The 19,161-nt window shown below is 34.5% G+C and carries 20 protein-coding genes; 4 read left to right on the forward strand and 16 right to left on the reverse strand.

The window, feature by feature from the left end; all coding sequences use genetic code 11:
• Window positions 1–85 precede the first annotated feature (85 nt).
• The 16 genes from ACGH46_RS02180 to ACGH46_RS02255 all read right to left on the reverse strand — a co-directional run bounded on the left by ACGH46_RS02180 (window position 86) and on the right by ACGH46_RS02255 (window position 13,703).
• Window positions 86–1,312, reverse strand: coding sequence for a beta-ketoacyl-ACP synthase (locus ACGH46_RS02180; RefSeq protein ID WP_267351658.1), 1,227 nt, complete (start codon window positions 1,310–1,312; stop codon window positions 86–88).
• Window positions 1,309–2,040 (reverse strand): 3-ketoacyl-ACP reductase FabG2, encoded by a 732-nt coding sequence (locus ACGH46_RS02185; protein ID WP_411603877.1) that lies wholly within the window; start codon window positions 2,038–2,040, stop codon window positions 1,309–1,311. Before ACGH46_RS02185 ends, ACGH46_RS02180 begins: the two co-directional genes overlap by 4 nt.
• A gap of 13 nt (window positions 2,041–2,053) precedes the next feature.
• Entirely contained in the window at window positions 2,054–2,524 is a 471-nt protein-coding gene (locus tag ACGH46_RS02190) for a 3-hydroxy-fatty acyl-ACP dehydratase (protein ID WP_267351654.1), read from the reverse strand.
• Window positions 2,524–3,705 (reverse strand): beta-ketoacyl-[acyl-carrier-protein] synthase family protein, encoded by a 1,182-nt coding sequence (locus ACGH46_RS02195; protein ID WP_411603879.1) that lies wholly within the window; start codon window positions 3,703–3,705, stop codon window positions 2,524–2,526. The genes ACGH46_RS02190 and ACGH46_RS02195 overlap by 1 nt, the downstream gene beginning before the upstream one ends.
• Window positions 3,702–4,280, reverse strand: a complete 579-nt coding sequence (locus tag ACGH46_RS02200) for a DUF3261 domain-containing protein (RefSeq protein WP_267351650.1) — start codon at window positions 4,278–4,280, stop codon at window positions 3,702–3,704. The genes ACGH46_RS02195 and ACGH46_RS02200 overlap by 4 nt, the downstream gene beginning before the upstream one ends.
• Before the next feature lie 34 nt (window positions 4,281–4,314).
• On the reverse strand, window positions 4,315–6,603 hold the full coding sequence (locus tag ACGH46_RS02205) for an MMPL family transporter (RefSeq protein WP_411603882.1): 2,289 nt from the start codon (window positions 6,601–6,603) through the stop codon (window positions 4,315–4,317).
• Window positions 6,604–6,607: 4 nt separating this feature from the next.
• Window positions 6,608–7,213, reverse strand: a complete 606-nt coding sequence (locus ACGH46_RS02210; protein WP_411603885.1) for an outer membrane lipoprotein carrier protein LolA — start codon at window positions 7,211–7,213, stop codon at window positions 6,608–6,610.
• A gap of 2 nt (window positions 7,214–7,215) precedes the next feature.
• Window positions 7,216–7,632: an acyl-CoA thioesterase gene (locus ACGH46_RS02215; RefSeq protein WP_411603888.1), complete on the reverse strand. Its 417-nt coding sequence runs from the start codon at window positions 7,630–7,632 to the stop codon at window positions 7,216–7,218.
• A complete protein-coding gene (locus ACGH46_RS02220) occupies window positions 7,622–9,373 on the reverse strand; it encodes a glycosyltransferase family 2 protein (RefSeq protein WP_411603891.1) in 1,752 nt (583 codons plus the stop codon). Before ACGH46_RS02220 ends, ACGH46_RS02215 begins: the two co-directional genes overlap by 11 nt.
• The gene (locus ACGH46_RS02225) at window positions 9,364–9,741 is read right to left on the reverse strand and encodes a 3-hydroxyacyl-ACP dehydratase FabZ family protein (protein WP_411603894.1); all 378 of its coding nucleotides are present in this window, start codon (window positions 9,739–9,741) and stop codon (window positions 9,364–9,366) included. The genes ACGH46_RS02220 and ACGH46_RS02225 overlap by 10 nt, the downstream gene beginning before the upstream one ends.
• On the reverse strand, window positions 9,734–11,119 hold the full coding sequence (locus ACGH46_RS02230; protein WP_411603897.1) for an AMP-binding protein: 1,386 nt from the start codon (window positions 11,117–11,119) through the stop codon (window positions 9,734–9,736). The genes ACGH46_RS02225 and ACGH46_RS02230 overlap by 8 nt, the downstream gene beginning before the upstream one ends.
• Entirely contained in the window at window positions 11,089–11,442 is a 354-nt protein-coding gene (locus tag ACGH46_RS02235; protein WP_267351637.1) for a hypothetical protein, read from the reverse strand. The genes ACGH46_RS02230 and ACGH46_RS02235 overlap by 31 nt, the downstream gene beginning before the upstream one ends.
• Window positions 11,443–11,664: 222 nt before the next feature.
• Window positions 11,665–11,913, reverse strand: coding sequence for an acyl carrier protein (locus tag ACGH46_RS02240; protein ID WP_267351635.1), 249 nt, complete (start codon window positions 11,911–11,913; stop codon window positions 11,665–11,667).
• Between the two features lie 4 nt (window positions 11,914–11,917).
• Window positions 11,918–12,181, reverse strand: coding sequence for a phosphopantetheine-binding protein (locus tag ACGH46_RS02245; protein ID WP_065559113.1), 264 nt, complete (start codon window positions 12,179–12,181; stop codon window positions 11,918–11,920).
• Between the two features lie 26 nt (window positions 12,182–12,207).
• Window positions 12,208–13,002 (reverse strand): lysophospholipid acyltransferase family protein, encoded by a 795-nt coding sequence (locus ACGH46_RS02250; protein ID WP_411596918.1) that lies wholly within the window; start codon window positions 13,000–13,002, stop codon window positions 12,208–12,210.
• Entirely contained in the window at window positions 12,984–13,703 is a 720-nt protein-coding gene (locus ACGH46_RS02255) for a beta-ketoacyl synthase chain length factor (RefSeq protein WP_267351630.1), read from the reverse strand. The genes ACGH46_RS02250 and ACGH46_RS02255 overlap by 19 nt, the downstream gene beginning before the upstream one ends.
• A gap of 152 nt (window positions 13,704–13,855) precedes the next feature.
• Between ACGH46_RS02255 and ACGH46_RS02260 the strand changes: the two genes are divergently transcribed.
• From ACGH46_RS02260 to ACGH46_RS02275, 4 genes are all read left to right on the forward strand, one after another.
• Window positions 13,856–14,923 (forward strand): class I SAM-dependent methyltransferase, encoded by a 1,068-nt coding sequence (locus ACGH46_RS02260; protein WP_411596971.1) that lies wholly within the window; start codon window positions 13,856–13,858, stop codon window positions 14,921–14,923.
• Window positions 14,924–14,960: 37 nt separating this feature from the next.
• A complete protein-coding gene (locus ACGH46_RS02265; protein WP_267351626.1) occupies window positions 14,961–15,359 on the forward strand; it encodes a hypothetical protein in 399 nt (132 codons plus the stop codon).
• A gap of 387 nt (window positions 15,360–15,746) precedes the next feature.
• Window positions 15,747–17,447 carry an aspartate-alanine antiporter gene (gene aspT, locus ACGH46_RS02270; RefSeq protein WP_267359133.1) on the forward strand — a complete coding sequence of 567 codons (1,701 nt, stop codon included), beginning with the start codon at window positions 15,747–15,749 and terminating at the stop codon, window positions 17,445–17,447.
• A gap of 29 nt (window positions 17,448–17,476) precedes the next feature.
• The gene (locus tag ACGH46_RS02275; RefSeq protein WP_411603900.1) at window positions 17,477–19,072 is read left to right on the forward strand and encodes a bifunctional aspartate transaminase/aspartate 4-decarboxylase; all 1,596 of its coding nucleotides are present in this window, start codon (window positions 17,477–17,479) and stop codon (window positions 19,070–19,072) included.
• The last annotated feature ends 89 nt before the right edge of the window (window positions 19,073–19,161 follow it).

Here is a 19,161-nt window from a genome sequence, read left to right on the forward strand (position 1 = left end):
ATTCGCTTGAAACGGAGTATTAATTACTTCCCCCTAGAAAATAACAACTGTAATTAAGTTATACAGTTGTTATTTTTAGAAAAAACTAGATACGTTTAATAATAATTGAAGTGTTGATACCGCCAAAAGCAAAATTATTGGTTTGCATATATTCAATATCCAAATTTCGGCCTGAACCGACAATATAATCCAAGTCACCACAAGCAGGATCGACATTTTCAAGGTTAATAGTTGGGTTGAACCAACCATTATGCATCATTTCGACAGATAACCAAGCTTCAATTGCACCACAAGCCCCAAGTGTATGTCCAAAATAGCTTTTTAATGACGATATTGGGGTTTGGTTACCATAGATATTGGCAACAGCATTACTTTCGGCTATATCACCTCTGGCGGTAGCTGTACCGTGAGCACTAATGTAACCAATTTGTTTAGGATCTAATCTTGCTTGTTGTAAAGCTTGTTCCATACAGATTTGAATGGTTTCTTGGCGTGGTTGTGTGATATGACTAGCATCGCAATTGGTTTTAAAACTGATAATTTCACCATATATTTTAGCACCTCGGGCTTTGGCATGTTCATACTCTTCCAGTATAAGTGCACCGGCTCCTTCACCAATAACCAGTCCGTCTCTATCCCGATCATAAGGTCGTGGTGATTTTTTGGGTTGATCGTTTAATTGGCTTGTTGCGAATAAAGTATCAAATACAGCAGCTTCGGAAGGGCATAACTCTTCAGCGCCTCCAGCAACCATAATAGTTTGCATCCCGTATTTAATGGCTTCATAAGCATATCCAATAGCTTGGCTTCCAGAAGTACAAGCACTCGAGGTTGTTATCAATCTACCTTTTAATCCAAAAAATAAGCCAGTGTTTACCGCTGTTGTATGTGGCATCATTTGTATATAGGTGGTCGCCGTTATGTTGTTAGTATGTTTTTCGTTTAACATAGTTGCAAATTCAGCAACCGGCTGAGTGCTTCCTGTTGAAGAACCAAAAGCGATACCTGTTTCACCATTCGTTAGGATTGGATCATCTAATAATCCTGCTTTTTCTAACGCTAGTTCTGTTGCTTTAGTAGACAGTAATGACACTCTACCCATAGAGCGAGTTTTTTTACGGGTATAATGTTCTGGCAAGGTAAAATTGTCGATAGGGGCACCCAATTTTGTGTGCAGTCCGTCATAAATTTCCCATTCAGGCATATATCTGACGGCATTATTTAATTGCTTTAAATTTGTTTGTACACTTAACCAGTCATTGCCAAATGCCGTGACACCACCCATACCTGTTATAACGACTCTTTTGGTCATATCATTCCTCCATTGATTGAAATGACTTGGCGTGTGACATATCCTGCTAAATCTGACATTAAATAGCTGGCAAGCCCCGCAACTTCTTCAACCTGTCCCATTCGTTTTAATGGAATCATTTTCATTGCTTCTTGCAGTGCAATGGGCTCCATATCTAATATGCCAGTATCAATTAATCCCGGAGCAATACAATTAACAGTGATTTTTCGTTTAGCCAGTTCAAGTGCTAATGCTTTACTTGCGCCGATTATCCCCGCTTTTGCTGCGCTATAATTAACTTGTCCTCGATTGCCTGCTATGCCAGAGACAGATGAGATAACAATAATACGCCCGCCACGGCGTAGTCCAATCATTGGCATAATACAAGGATGAAGAACATTATAAAAACTATCGAGATCTGTATGAATAACATCTTTCCAATCATTTTCTGTTAATGCAGGGAAGGCGCCATCTCGTATGATTCCTGCATTATTCACAACACCATAATAGGCGCCATTAAGAGCAATATCTTGCTCAATCGTTTGTTGACATTGCGAATGGTTACTGACATCAAATTGTATTAAACGTGCTCTACCACCCAATTTTTCAATGGTGGCTTGAGTATCAAGCGCTCCTTGCTTATCACTGTGGTAATGAACGGCGATAGTGAAACCATCTTGTGAAAGTTTGTAAGCAATCGCTTGACCAATTCCTTTACTTGCCCCAGTGACAAGTACTGTTCTTTCCATTATTGTTCTTCTCCTATCCAAATCGCTGTTGACCAAATAAATTGTCTAATTCGCATTCATCTGGTTCATAAACATTTAATTTTCCGGTTGTAACGATTTCTTGATTGATCATAATTTTGCATTCAAAATTAGCCAATTTGGCATCATTAAGTACCAAATTTGCATGAATCATTAAATGACTATTGCATGGAAAGGCGTTTAACGTACTTTTAATTGCGCGTCCGCCTAATAACATACCAAGTGTGGGTTTTTTATCACTCACCATGCCATGATAACCATTCCATACACCTATAGTTTGAGCCATTAACTCAATGGCATAAAAATTTGGTAACGTATCATCTTCATTTAAAAAAGGGGATAGTATGCCTTGTTTATTTACCTCAACACTGCAAATGCATTGCTGTGCATCAACAAAGTGAACCTTTTCAATCATGACCATTGGTTTTTCGTGTGGTAAATAATAACTTGCTAAATGATATTGCATTAAACTTTTCCAATTATAAGTGATGTATTATTGCCTCCAAATGCAAAAGAATTTGACATTATAATAGGTTTTTTTAACATCATTTCTTGAGTAACTATGTTGATTTTATCCAGATTTTCATCATATTGCGATATTGAAAAATCTTGTTTAGGTAGATAAATATTTTGTTCAAGTAATAAATAACTAATAGCTAATTCGGTGGCAGCCGCACTACCTAAAGTATGCCCGGTCAGATGTTTTGTTGAGCTACAGGGTGGTAATGTTTGATTAAATAATCGGTAGACTGCTTTACTTTCAGCGATATCATTCAATATGGTTGCTGTACCATGTAAATTAATATAACCAATTTGGCTTGGTTGTAATTTGGCATCATCCAGCGCTAATTGCATCGCTTGTTCAGCGCCAATGCCCTCGGGATGAGGTGAAGATATATGATAAGCATCGGAGGATTCGCCAGTACCTAAAACAGCAATGTCACTAGTTTCAGTTTTCGTTAATAAAAATATTGCGCCTGCTTCACCAATATTTATTCCATTACGATTTTGGGCAAAAGGCATACAAGGATTTTCTGATAGGGCTTCTAGGGCATTAAAACCATTGATAGGCATTCTGCCAAGACTATCTGCACCGCCCACTATTGCAGCATCAACAATACCTGCTTCAATAAGTCGCTTACCACTGATAATTGCTCTTGCGCTCGACGTACAAGCAGTTGATATGGTATAGCTTGGGCCTTGTAATTTTAGTAAAGCCTTAAGGAACGAAGAAGGATCCCCCAATTCTTGCTGATTGTAGGTAAATAAGTTTTGTTGGTTATTATTGGTTAAACAATGTTTAATATAAATATCACCTTCATGAATTCCCGATGTGCTGGTTCCCATTATGATAGCAACACGTTGAGTACCGTATTTTTTGATAGTTTGATGAATTTCATGCTGAATTTGTAAATAAGCTGCATACAATAATTGATTATTGCGTGTTCCATATTGGGATAAATGTTCTGGAATATCAGGCAAGTTGTCTTTCACTTTGCCTAACCAGGTTTTTTTACCATTTAATAACCAGTGATTTTCTTCAACCAGACAGTGTCTGGCGCCAGATTTTTCTGTTAAATTTTGTTTTATCTCTGTAAGGTTATTACCTAAAGCATTAATTGCACCAAGTGCCGCTATATATATCATTTAGCTGTATCCATACTTTGTATAATAATTTGATATCCAAATATTTGATGTTCAATTCGGATCGGTTTGCGGATCTGATCAGACAGTTTTTCTTGATAAGTTATGGTCAGTATAGGTTCATTTTTATCATCTGATAAGATTCGGTTAAATTCATTATCAACCAGAATCCAACCTTTCGGTAATGAAGATTGCCACTCTTTGGTTGGTAAAATGCTAAACAAAATATCTGATAGAACTTGCTCTGGAGGAGGCAGTTCTTTAACAAAAATGTTCTGTTTAGTTTTAACATTTTTTCCGTCATATTCAAGTTCAAATAGCCGCACTCCTAATGCAGATAATGCCACAACTTTCAATTGATTTTGATTCGCATCCACTAACGTAATAATTGAATTTTCGTGATTGTGGTATTTAAATTTAAGAAGTTGTTGGTCGTGATAAGGTTGATTAAATTTGGGCGATGGCAATTTGATATTAATTTGCTTAGTTAACCAAGCTTTTGGTTGTTCAGATTGATGTGCGCACGCTGAAATGAGTGTTGTTAGTGCTAAAATCAGTAAAACTAAATATTTCTTCATCCAAAAATTCCTGATATTTCTATTTATTTGTGTTTTATGTTTTATTTCTTATAACAAGTGGAGCAAATAAAAAAGCGCCAAATATGCCACTTGTTAAAACTAAACCAAATCCCATAATTGCACTAGTATGGCTAATAATGAGTAGACCAAACGATAATAATGTTGTTAAGGCAGCCAAAATCACTGCCAATAGTGCACTTTGAGTTTGGCTTTTATCATTACTTAAAAATAGACTATAGTCGATACCGATGCCAATGACAAGAATCAGTGCTAACATTGAGAATAAATTTATTGTTTGCCCTATTATACCATGTACCGATAGCGCGATACCAATTGATAACAGTGTAGGTAATGTGCTTTTTAACGCAAATTTTAAACCTTGTTTGATATTATAAAAAATAAAGCACAAACAAATAAATAATACGGCTCCAGTCATTAATTGTGATAAATGGATTCGATAATGGGTAAACATGGTATTAAATTCTGAACGGCGATCTAACCAATAAATACCTTGATCTGGTTTGGATAACGCTTTAAGTTCAGTTAATTGCTCAATCCCACTAATGGGAATTAATGTTGCACTTTTCCCATCTTTCAATGATAACCAGAGTAACTTTCTACCTTGACTAATTACACTTTGTTGCCATTGTTCGGGAGTGATAACATCAATAGGTTGCACAATGTTTGGTGGATTTGCATTAATACCTAATTGTTGCAATGAAGCTAGGATTTCAGGGGCATATTGCTGAATCAGCGCAACATTTTTTTGCTGTTTTTTAATAGAAGGTAAATTAATTGTTTGATATTGTGCAAATACGCCTTGTTGTTTTGCATGTTCTAATTGTGGGATAAAATTTTCAAGCCGCTGTAATGTTTGCTGAGCATTATCGCCAAAAACAATAAACCACTTTTGTTCGTTTGATTGGTGTGTAATACTGACTATCTGTTTTTCCTGTTGTTGTAGTTCGGCTGGCAAAGTTTGTAATTTACTAATATTATCATCAACTTTTAAATGTATTAATCCATAAGCAATAAAGATTAATGCAAAGATCACCATGCCCCACTGCATCACGCTCGATTGCCAAAGCTGAAGCCAAAAAGTTAATAAATGTTGACCAACTTGTTCACGAACAGGTAATTTTTTAACTAAAAAAGGATACCAACATACGACTGTTAAAAATGCACCGGTTAACCCAAATACAGCAAAAACAGAAAGTTGTTTTAAACCAGGAAATGGGGCAATTAATAAAATAAGATAGGCTATAAAGCTGGTGCATAATGCAATGAACAATGTAGAAATTAATTTTTTCAAACTGCTCATTGCTGATTCACGATTGCCATGAAGCAAACGTTCGGTTAGATAGTGCAATGAATAATCAATTGTGATGCCGATGATACTGGTACTCATGACAAGTGTCATAATATGAATTTCACCAAATATTGAGAGAACCGCAACTAATCCACAAATCATACCAATAAAAATTGATAACAATGAAAGAAAAACAGGTCTGACAGAGCGGAATACCGTAATCATTAATATAATAATGCCAATAATGGATAAACTGCCAATCGTGGTAATATCTGCTTTTGCCTCAGTACTTGCGTGATCACTATAGAACAGTACGCCCCGTTTTAAAATTTGAGTATCAGGCCACTTTGTTTTTAACTGTTCAGCTAACAAATTAAGTTGTGTCACCATTTGATGTGAAGCGTTCATATTAAACGATGAACCGTTTAATTCAGCATAAATCATATACCAGATATCACCTTGTGCATCTTGGGCTGCTAGCCAATTATTTTTTATTGTTAAATGATGCGTGTCACTTAGTTGATTTAGTTGAGATGAACGGGTAAGTAATAAGGGATCGTGGTTAAGTTCAGCTGCACTAACACCACTAAATGGCGAATAAAGTTGGCTTTGAATCCAACTAAATTGAGTGCCAGTTTTAAGTCGTTCAATGGTTTTTGCATCCAATAATTGATAACGATATTGATAAGTAAAAGTCCCCCAATTTTGCTGAAAATTTTCATCAATTAGCCCATTAACTTGAGCGATGAAAGACTGTTGTTTTAGATTTTGGTACCACCATGTTATGGGGGCTAAATTATGGGGATCTGTCGGTTTGATTAACCAAACCAGTTGTTTATCAAGCCTGTCTTGAAATCCATTAATAAGTTCTGTCGGCACATCGTGAGTTTGTTCTTTCGGTAACAGTGATAAGACACTACTGTTAAGTTTGCTATTCAAAATAAGATAACCGAGCGCAAGCATCAAACCCATAACGACTAACAGCCACCAAAAAGCTCGTTTTTTTGATTTCATTGAATTATTTGAATAATGATAGTTCATGTTCTGTCAAATTAGTCGTTTGATGTTTTGAAAAAGTGATCACTGTTTTATCATGTTGCATATCATTGAGTGTTATCGTATTTAAATGTTTATGACCAGTCAGAATTATCTCTTTAAATATTTTGTTCAATGGCGCAAGTTTGGGGGTAAGGATAAGTGTCCATTGATGCTCTTGTTCAGACAAATTTATCATGAAGTTATTTTCTAACTTTTGTTTATCAGCAGTGAAAATAGCTGTTAGCAAATGGTTAAATTCGAATAATTGAGGTTGATTTTCAGCGGTAATAATTTGAGGCGTTTGATCATCGATGCGTTGCTCCATTCTTTGATTATTCATTTTCAAAGTCATCGTAAAAGGCGTTTGTTGTTGCCACCATAATCCCCGTTTTTGGGATAAAATCATCTTTCCGGTTGAATGAAGCGGATTGGATAATCCATTTATATAACGATTTTGCGTAAAATCCGCTCGAATCACCTCATTTTTACTGAATTGGTGTTGCAGTTCATTAAGTGTGATAGCGTAAGTTAGGCTTGAAAAAAATATTGCAAGGGTAGTCAATAGGAGCGCAATAAATTTATTCATTTTTATAATCCAAATTGATTTAAGAAAATTTGAGGGGTGATAAAGCTCATTTCTTGTGTTGAAGCAGAGACGGCAACTTGTATGGTATAGCCCGATGTCATTTTTTTTTCGGTTTTAGCATCTAAAATGAGATAATTAATTTTTATCCGATGTTCGTATTCTACCAAGGTAGCAACAATTTTTAATGTTTGTTCTGCTATCGACGGCGATATGTATTTTATTCGTGTATCAACAATCGGCCACAAATAGCCAGAGTCGATCATTTCTTGATAACCGTAATTAAATTTTTGGAATAGGGCTTCTCTTGCTTTTTCAAAAAATTTTAGATAATTACCATGCCATACCACTCCCATTGCATCTGTATCATGGAATGAAGTGGTATATTCAATTGTTACGCTGTATTTCAAATCATTTTTCATTGCTTTTATTTCTTATATTTAATTTATTGGGATCGGGTTGACTGAATTGCCAAAAATCAAAGAAATTAAACCAGTCTAAAGGGGATAAAAGACAGTAATGTTCTAATCTTTTTGCATAATTTTGAATGATCATTTCAAGTTCAGCTTGGCGATTTTTTCTTGATGTAATCAGTTTATCAGCAAAATGCTCTAAATAGACTTGATAACGCCCATTGGGTTTCAGCCCCCAAACTAAATAGACAGGGTAACCTAAAGCTGATGCCAAAACAAAACTACCTTTAGGAAATGGCGCTGGTTTACCCAAAAAATCAGCCCAGATTACGCTGTTTTCTTGAATTCTTTGGTGAGGATTGCTTGATGTTCTATCACCCACAATAGCGACCCATTCACCGGCTTCAAGCTTTTGTTTAAGTAAGATTGCTGTATCTGGCCCTAAGCTATCAACTTCAATTAAATTAAAGGTTGAGGCTTGATTGACTTCTTTTAATACTTGGTTAAATCGTGCGGCATTTTTTTTAAACACTAATGCATTAATTTTTACATCATGTGAACATTCTGCAATGGCTCGGCACATTTCTATGTCACCGAGATGTGAGCAGATTAATACTATGCCTTGTTTTTTATTTATTAAATCGAAAAATATTTGTTTGCTGGATGAATAAATATCTTGAATGTTGATATCCCCTTGCCAGCTGGCTAATTTATCTAAGAGTGAATCGCCAAAACGCTGAAAATGCCGAAAAGAAGTCAGTTGTTTTTTATCAACTAACGGGACATTTTCATAAAATTGTTTAACTTGTTGCAAATAGTTTTTTGATGCTTGACGTTGTTTTTTTCCAGTTAACCAAAAATAACTTATAACCGGAAACATGATCGTTTTTGCTACTTTTTTGCCAAAAATTTGGTAAAGTTTGAGGATCAATTTGATTCCCCAAAGACCTTTTCTTTCTTCTATCTGTGACCAATGTGACGGTGAAGCCTTTTGGGATGTGTTTCGTTTAATTAATGTTGGGATACGTGGCAACATTCCAAAAACTAATCGGGTATGCATCCATGTGATGAGTAAATTATCTTTTAATGGTTTAAAGTGTGAAATCCCATTTTCAGGATAAGTGACTTGAGTAGGAACAAAAATCGATGGCATACCTTGCCAGTACAACCTCACCATAATATCTGTATCAAAATCCATTCTTTTGCCAATTTGATAATGCGCAATTAAATTACATGTTTGTTGCAAAGGATAGATACGTAATCCGCACATGCTATCTTTAATTGAGAATGATAAAGTTTCAACCCAGACCCAAAAATGAGTAATATATCGGGCAATGAGCCGATGTTTAGGAACAGAGCTATCATAAACAGGGCAACCCGAGATAAGTGCGTGCGGATTTAATTGTGACTGATGAATCAATTCGGCAATAATGTTGGTATCATGCTGTCCGTCTGCATCGATTTGTATCGCATAGGTATAGCCTTGATTTAAAGCATAATTGAGCCCCGCCATAACCGCCGCTCCTTTACCTTGATTAATCGGTAAATGAATTAAGGTTACCCACGTAAATTGGCTCGTGATTTGTTTAAGTTGCTGCGCTGCATCGGGGGCGCTACCATCATCGACTAAAATACAAGTTAATTGATAAGATTCAATGCGTTTAAGTACGTCTGATAGCGTTTGGCTATGATTATAACAAGGAATAATAAAGCAATAATCTGTTGCTGGATGTAATGACGCTACTGACATAAGGTTAACTTTCCTGAACTAGCAACTTTATGACCATCATTGTTGGTAATAGTATATTTAAATTCAAGTTTATTGGATTGTTTATGCCAAACTAAATTTAAAATAATAGGATCATTAGGCAAAACAGGGCATTGAAATTTGACAAGATCGATTGATATTAGATTAAATTTTCTACCAAAGATTTTATTAGCATAATAAATCGCCCAGTTTAGTTGAACAACGCCCGGTAATAATGGTTGAGACGGAAAGTGTCCTTTAAACCAGAAAAGATCATCTGGAACAGTAAATTCAATGCTTGCTTCAGTTTTAGTCAAATGATCTATTTCGCTAACATTGGTTATTATTTCATTTACATATTTTTTATTCATTATTCTTCTTTAACGCATTAAACAATGCTTTTAATTCAATGTAACTGGATTTTCCTTGAGAATTCTTAGGAAGAAACTCAACAAATCGCCATCTTTTGGGCATTTCAATTAATGATAATGTATCTTTTAATAAAAGTCGAAAATATTGTGTTAATTTTAAATGATTGTAGGTTTGCAAAAGTTTTTTATGGCTTGGCGTTAACTGAATTACGGCACCAAGTATTGTTCGATTATTTTGTTCTAATGGAATAATTATTACCTGTTCAACTTCGTTAAGTTGATTAATTTTATTTTCTATATGGGTAAGTGAAACTCGATTTTCAGAGATCTTAATTATTTTGTCTTTTCGTCCCGATAGATGAAAGTACTTATTATTGACTATTTTAATTTTATCATTCAGAACTTCTGGTTGATCTAATAATGGCGTGTATAAAATGGCTTGTTGCCAACGTTGATCATACTCAATTCGCATAGAAGAAAAAAGCGTCCATGGCGTATTCGGCTGGGTTTGTTGTCGAGTAGCGATAATACCGGTTTCACTTGAACCATAGATTTCATTTGGTAATACGCCTAAATTTTCGAAACAAAATTGTGATTCTTGATAACTTAATTTACCTGCGGATGAAATCACTTTATCACAATTAATCACGGGTAAATGATTATCTAACGTTTTAATAATCGATGGAGTTGTGATGTAAATAATACGTTTATTCTTGAATGTTGCCAAATGTTCTTGATAAAGCACGGGTTCACAAACAAAGGGTATTTTACAGCACAGTGATAACATGATTTTAAACGTTAATCCATACATGTGTTCATGTGAAACAGATGCAATGACTAGATCATAAGTTGTTTTTCCCCAATCCTTATTAAGTATTTCAATTTCATGTTGTAACTGGTAAACCGATTTTTCAATTGGTTTTGGCAGACCCGTTGAGCCAGAGGTAAATAGCGTTAATGTCTGTTGTTTAAAATCATAAGTTAATTGTTGTTTTTCATTGCAAAAATTTGCTAATGGTAATTGATTAATATTGATGATCTTCTTATCGATAAATTGACTGCTATTCAGCTCGTTATCGGTTAAAAGAGCGGTGTAGTATTGGTGCATCTCTTGATGAGATGGATTAAGGAGTAGAGGCTGTTTTCCTGAATAAAATAATGCCAATAATCCCGCTACGAAATTAAAACTATCATGCATTGATAATGCCCATAATTGGTTATTATCGTGTTTTAATGCATGGCAAATTTCGAATACTTTGGTTTTAAGATCCGCAACGGTTAAAGGTTGTTTGTGTCTAAATGCGATAACTTCTTGTTCTGATCGCAGTAACTGCTGTGATAATAGATTTAACGTTGAAATTTTTGACGGATTAGCCATTCCATTCCCATACAAATTCCGATTAAAAGGTAGCTAATTAAGCCATTATAAATTGTCCACCAATACATGTTTTCAAGTAAGCATGTTATTAAGGCGACAGAGCCATTAAAAATAAAAAATAGACTCCAAAAAATAGTCACATTACGTTTATAACGTATAGCCTGATCGGGTAATTGTGGATTGTTCATTCTGGCAAATTTTTCAATTATTGTTTGTGGTTGAGTTAATGAGTAACTAAATACAATAAAAAATATCAAATTAACGGCTACCGGATAAAACAGTAGGAGTTGATATTTTGAAAATAGCCAGCTAATTACGGTCAACAATAACCCAAAACATGTTACAACTATGCTTAGCCATTTAATATTTGAAAATAGTTTTGGTAATGTAATTAACCTAAAAACAAATAAAAATATCAAATAAAAAATAGCTAATTCAACATGTTGGTAGTGTAGAGATAAGTAAATAATAAATGGATAAAAGACAAATAAAATATTGGTTATCTTGTTTATTATTGACTTAACTTTGTTCATATTATTATTTTATTATTGATTATTAACTAGTTTGTTTACTGCTTCAACAACATCTTGGACTGTTCTTACCGATTTAAATGTCTCAGGATCAACTTTTTTACCAATCTTTTTTTGTAGATGGACGACTAAATCAACAGCATCAATACTATCAAGATCTAACTCTTCAAAAAGTTTTGATTCGGGTTTAATATCGTCTGGCGATAATTCGAAAAGTTGTACAAGTGCAGATTGAACTTGTTCAAAAATTTGTTGCTTGTCCATATATTTAGGCTCCTTGTTGTTGAGACACGATGAAATCAGCTAATGTTTTAACAGAATAAAACATTTTTTTTGTATCATCACTTTCAGCGGATAATACAATACCAAATTGGTTTTTGATTGCTAAACCAAGTTCTAACGCATCAATAGAGTCTAAGCCTAAGCCTTCACCAAATAGGGGAGCTTCAGTATCTATATCCTCAGGCGTGATGTCTTCTAAATTTAATACATTAATTATTAACGTTTTAATTTCATTGTGTAGTTGTTCCATTAAAGTACCTTTATCTTTGCTCTAACTTAAATATTCTCAGCCTGAATCAGGACAGAGGTTAAATATCGTGTTAATTTTCTTGCTGCGACGGTTGTATTTGGCTCGACAAAATCATCAATCGAAATTTTTTCACCAACCGTAACGTTGAATGATGTTTTTTTGATAGGGATGTCATACCATTTTTGTTGTTTTATCAAAAAAGGAGGATCGCATTGAATATGAATAAGCCGAATATCGGCATGGCAACGTAATGCAATATTTGCTGCACCTCGTTGTAATTTCATCGGTTGATCTGGAACGGTTCGAGTTCCTTCTGGGAATATGAGTATTCGCCCATTATTGGATAATATTTGTTGGCATTGTGGTAATATCTTTTCCGATTCCGCATTTAATATATATCCGGCTGTTTTGATAATACGACTAATAAAAACGTTATTTAATAATGCGCCTTTGACTAAACAATCGCAACGTGGCATAACAGAAACTAACAGTACCACATCAAGCAAAGAAGGGTGATTAGCCACAATCAGACAATTTTTATCTTGTTTCAGTTTTTCTAGTCCATCAAATTGATATTGAATAATCCCTAATGATTTTATAATGCCGATAAAAATTTTAAAGCAAATACTTATACTATACTGAGCAACTGTTATTCGGTCGTTTTTATTCCAAATGGCTAGTCTTAATAAACTAAACCAAAAAATTGATAAGACAACAAAACCAAAAACGCCAAACAATAGGAAACCAAATGCTATTGCGAATAATCGCCAACATTGATTTAAAGTATAGATTTTTTTTGAGGTTACTGATTTAATGTCCATTGCCAATCTTGAGAATTTCCTTGAATAATAAAATGTTTTTGTTTACACAAATAAGCGTGTAAAAAAGCGATTGATTGAGGATAAATAGGTTGGTAGACCTGTGATGATTTATCGATGCTTTGACAACTTAATTGATCACCGCTTGTTAATATATAGCCAACGGCATAAGCAGGAACATGATAATTAATCTGTTTTTGATAGGTTTCTGGAACAAAACCATCAAAATCGACAAGCAAGACCTTTTTGTTACCATGATGTAAGATTGAAAATGCTTCAATTAACCCCTGTTGAAAGCTGTCATTGTGTGCAGAAATTGAGCTAATAGGTATACTTCTATTACTGATGATAGTGACTAATCCCGATGCCGTATTATGCACAGAAAGTGCGAAATCGGTCGGTGAAATATCATGATTTTGATTCATCGAAGTTAGGATTTTATGGGTTCTTTCCAATTCACCATGTTGGCTGGTGAAAATCGCTAAATCCAAATGATGATTGTCAATCAGTTCAAGTCCAACATCCACAGCTAATCGAGAGCCCATACTCATTCTACGGGCTTGCATCATCGGTATTTTTTTTGTTTTTGGTAAGGGCATATCCCAATTATGATTAAAAGATGTTGACCATAATTCCCAGTCAGATTTTGTTGAGAGACCAGAAGATAAAGCAAACCAATTTTCAATGGTAAAAGAAAAATTCATTTTTATTTCAATTTTTTAGCATTTTAATTATTTAATTCTTTACTTAACACTATTTTGTAATATTATTACAAAAAAATATCCTTTAACGGATAATTTACTAATACAATACATTAAATCAACAAAAAGGCAATAGATTGACTGGACAAGAAAACATTAGATATGGATATAACGAAGATAAATACTCTGCGTTAGAGGCGATAACGGAAGCACAAAAAATCGCATTTTCGCCTATTTTATTTCAAGCTGTCCTTTGTATGAGAGATAAAGGAATATTAGCAAGTATAGACCGAGCAAGTACTGACGGAATAACGGTTGATGAAATCATTAAAGAGATTGATTTATCTGAATATGCAATTCAATTATTACTCGATATTGGTTTAAGTATGCATGTCATTTATCAACAGCATTCCCGTTATTTTTTGGCAAAAATTGGTCATTATTTATTGCATGACAAAATGACGAAAGTTAATCTTAATTTTACTCAAGATATTTGTTATGAAAGCATGCGCTATCTTCAATCTGCTCTTGAATCGGGAAAACCAGAAGGTTTAAAAGTTTTTGGTGATTGGTCAACCATATATCCTGCCTTACAAGTGTTACCTGAAAAAGCCAAAAAAAGCTGGTTTGAATTTGACCATTTCTATTCTGATCATTCCTTTCCTGCCGCTTTTTCACATATTGAACAATTAAATCCAAAGCATATTTATGATGTGGGAGGCAATACAGGTAAATGGGCACTTTTTTGTGCTAAACAAAATCCGAATATTAGAATAACGCTTTTGGATTTACCGCAGCAAATTCATGTTGCCAAGCAAAATATTCAACAAGCTGGTTTATCTGATCGGATTGAGGGCTTTGAAGTTGATTTATTGAAAGATGAGATTTTACCCAATCAAGCTGATGTTTGGTGGATGAGTCAGTTTCTTGACTGTTTTAGTCGAGAACAAATTACTCGCATTTTAACACTAATTCATCGCAGTATGAAAGATGATGCAACGGTTTGCATTATGGATTTGTTTTGGGATAGGCAGACATTTGAGGCCGGTGCATTAAGTCTGAATGCCTCGTCTTTATATTTCACCTGTTTAGCAAATGGCAATAGTCGTTTTTACCATTCTAAAATATTTTATCAATGTTTAAATGAAGCAGGGTTTCATGTTGAAAAAGATATTGATGGCTTAGGTTATGGACATACGTTGTTAATTTGTAAAAAACGTTAAATCAAAAATTAATCACTTTTATTCAAGGAGTAAACAAATGAAGTTTTTTAAGTTGATAATAGCCACTTTTTTTATCTGTCTATTATTTGGTTGTGCCAATAAATATGAGGCACCAAGAACAGTTGAGTCATCATCGCAAGGTTTGAGTAAAGAGCAGGTTAAAAATGCTATTTTAGCGGTGAATAAAAAACGTGATACTCGATATGGTATTTGGAAACTAGATTTAATTGATAACAACAATATTCGTGCATCGTTATTAAATCTAAAATATGAAGCTACCATGAATATCAATTTCTCTTCAGAAGGCTATAAAATTCAATATAAATCAGTCAGCCCAAATTTAATTAATAAGAAGGGTGAAGTTCATCGTAACTATAATCGTTGGGTCAATGATCTAGATTATAGAATTCGCCAAAATATTTTCAAAGTCCAGTAAATAAAATCAATTTGGAATGGAATTTAATCTCTACATAAATTTGTCCAAAATTGATAAAAATTAAGCTCACTTTATTGTGTACTTAATAATTACCTATTTTAGTGCGTTATCATTTTTTAATGATAACGCACTAATCTTCTAAAGTATTCTCTAATTAGTTTAAATAAGTTATTACAGTAAAAATTCCTTATTTTCAAAAAGGAACAAAAAAAAATTTTTACCATTTTTCTAACGATGATATCAATTGTTAAAATTAACTTTCTATTCTTTAAATAGCAGTTTAATATATTAATGTATTCATAAAAAATAGTGAATATTCTTCAAATTCCTTTTTATATCTTTTCATATATTCTTAATTCATCATTTTAGCACTTGAGGACAATGATTATGTTTCAATGGCTTTCAAATTGGATTTTAGATGGACTCAAACACTCACCAGAAATATTATTATTTCTCTCATTGAGTTTAGGTTATTTAATTGGTGGGATTCGTATCGGTAAATTTCAGCTGGGTGGCGTAGCCGGTTCATTGCTTGTCGCTGTAGCACTGAGTGTATTTGGTGTAACTGTTGATGCTGGCGTTAAAGCGGTACTTTTCGCACTATTTATTTATGCTGTTGGGTTTGAAAGTGGCCCCCAGTTTTTCCGATCTTTAGGTATTAAAACATTACGAGAAATCTTTTTAGCACTTTTCATTGCGGTTGCAGGTTTTGTGACTGTCGTTGTTTTAGCAAAAATATTCGATTTAGATAAAGGGTTGGCAGCCGGTCTTGCCGCAGGGGGATTGACACAATCTGCTATTATGGGTACTGCTTCTGATGCGTTAACTCAGCTTGGTTTAAGCGCAGAAGAGCTAAGTCGTTTACAAGGTAATGTTACCATTGGCTATGCTGTAACTTATATCTTTGGTTCCCTTGGTGCCATTATTGTTTGTGTTAATATTTTACCTAAAATCATGGGTAGAGATATCAGCGATGATGCAATTAAGGCGCAGGCTGAACAACTTCATGGCTCGATGTTATTAGGTGCTAATCAAAATTTTGCTTTATCTGATATTAGTGGTCGTTTGTATCGGGTGACAAATAAGATCAATCAAAGTGTTTCTGATATTGAAAAAACGGTAAATGGCATTAGCATTGAACGAATAAAACGAGGCAATAAAATTCTTGAGGCAACACCTGAAACAGTGATTAAAGCTAAAGATATTATTTTAGTTGTTGGTCACCGTGATGCCATGATTCAAGCGAATGATCTTTTGGGTACAGAAATTAATTCTGCATCAGGAATGGATGTGGTGATGAATACTCAAGATGTTGAAATGCGTAATTCTCGCTATGTTGGTGAGAATTTAACACAAGTACTTTCATCTGACGAAGTAATCAGTTTAAAACATGGTATCTATTTAGTTGCGATTCATCGCGATGGTCAAAGCCTTCCATTAAACAATGATATTGTTTTAAAACTAGGTGATGTGATAACCATTTATGGGGCGGATAGTGATCTTCGACGTGTTATAGATCGAATTGGTGCACCGATTACCAAAAGCGAAAAAACAGATTGGATATTTCATGGTTTAGGACTTGTCGTTGGGCTGATTATTGGATTAATTGTGATTCGGGTTAGCGATATTCCAATTACCCTAGGCGCAGGTGGCGGTGCATTACTTTCTGGTCTCTTATTTGGTTGGTATCGATCTTTCCATCAAACCGTAGGCAATATTCCAACTGGCGCTTTGCAACTTTTAAAAGATTTTGGTTTAGCAGGCTTTGTCGCTGTCGTGGGTTTAAGTTCTGGTCTTCAAGCAATCGATACCATTAAAGAACAAGGGTTATCACTGTTTTTAATCGGGGTTGTGGTTACTCTGTTACCGATGTTACTGGCGATTTATTTTGGTAAATATGTGCTTGGTTATAAAAACTCCGCTGTATTTGCCGGAGCTTTAGCGGGTTCACGAAGTGCTAACCCAGCCTTTGGTGAAGTGCTAAATAAAGCAGGTAATTCAACACCGACTAATTCTTTTGCTATTACCTACGCACTGGCGAATGTATTCCTAACTTTATTAGGTCCATTGGTTGTGGCTTTTGTTTAAGCAAAAACTCAAATTAAAGGTAAAAGATTATGAAGAACAAATCAGATTACGCAAAATATGCTAATTTAAGTCCTTTTGAATTAAAAGATAACTTAATTAAACTTGCCCAAAGCCATCCTGATCATGCTATGTTAAATGCAGGACGTGGTAATCCTAATTTTTTAGCAACTTGGCCGCGTCAAGCTTTTTTCCAGCTTGGTGTTTTTGCGATTCAAGAATCCGAAATGTCTTATTCTTATCTCAATGAAGGGGTAGGTGGTTTTCCAATTAAAGGTGGATTAACAGGGCGCTTTGAGCATTTTATTCGTCAAAATTACAATACCCCTGGTGTTCCATTCTTAGGTAAAGCATTTTCGTATATTCGTGATCAACTTGGTCTTGATGAAAATGCATTTTTACAAGAAATGGTAGAAGGAATTTTAGGTTGTAACTATCCTGTTCCTGATCGAATGCTACGGTTCAGCGAAAAAGTCGTCAAATCCTATGTGTTAAGACAAATGGGGGCAAGCTATCTAAATATCGATGATATCGACCTTTTTGCAACCGAAGGTGGTACAGCCGCCATGGCTTATGTTTTCAATTCGATGAAAGAAAATGGTTTGATTCATAATGGCGATAAAATTGCAATTGGTGCACCAATTTTTACCCCTTATCTTGAAATTCCAGCCTTAAATGATTATCAATTAGTTGAAGTATTAATTAATTCGGATCCTAATTTAAATTGGCAGTATCCTGAATCTGAATTACGCAAATTAGAAGATCCTGCTATTAAAGCTTTCTTCCTTGTTAACCCTTCCAATCCACCATCCGTAAAAATTGATGATAAAAGCTTAAAAATTATAGCTGATATTGTTAAAAAACGTCCTGATCTCATTATTTTAACGGATGATGTGTACGGTACATTTGCCGATGATTTCCAATCTTTGTTTGCTATTTGCCCTAAAAATACCATTTTAGTTTACTCATTCTCTAAATATTTTGGGGCAACCGGTTGGCGTTTAGGGGTAATTGCAACCGCACAAGATAATGTCATTGATAAAACAATTCGATCATTGCCAAGTAAAGCAAAACAAGTTTTAAATAAACGTTATAGCTCAATTGTTACCGATCCTGAAAATCTTAAATTTATTGATCGTTTAGTTGCTGACAGTCGTGCAGTTGCATTAAACCATACAGCAGGACTTTCAACACCTCAACAAGTGCAAATGGTATTATTTGCACTTTGTGAAATGATGGACACGGATGAGAGCTATAAAACAACGTTGAAAACATTAATACGTCGTCGTGCGGCTTCGCTATATCAGCATGTGGGTCTGAAACATAAAACAGATGGAAACAGTGTTGATTATTATACGCTAATCGACCTTGAACACATTTGTCGTGAACTTTATGATGATAAGTTTGCCAAATGGATTCTCAAAAATAAAAATCCTTCTGAATTGCTATTTAGAATTGCTGATGAAGCGGGTGTGGTGCTATTACCGGGTAAAGGGTTTGCTGTACAACATCCTTCAGCTCGTGCCTCATTAGCTAACTTAAATGAGTATCAATATGCGGCAATTGGCTTATCGATGCGTAAACTGGCTCAAGAGTATTATGATGAATACAAAGGCAAGAAAAAATAGAAAACGAACTTAATCGTTATAATAAATCACATAAAAAGCCCTAATTATTCGGGCTTTTTTTTTATTTAATATCTAATATCAAAATTTTA

It is taken from the genome of Gilliamella sp. CG22, assembly GCF_046635725.1.
Taxonomy (GTDB): domain Bacteria; phylum Pseudomonadota; class Gammaproteobacteria; order Enterobacterales; family Orbaceae; genus Gilliamella; species Gilliamella apicola_I.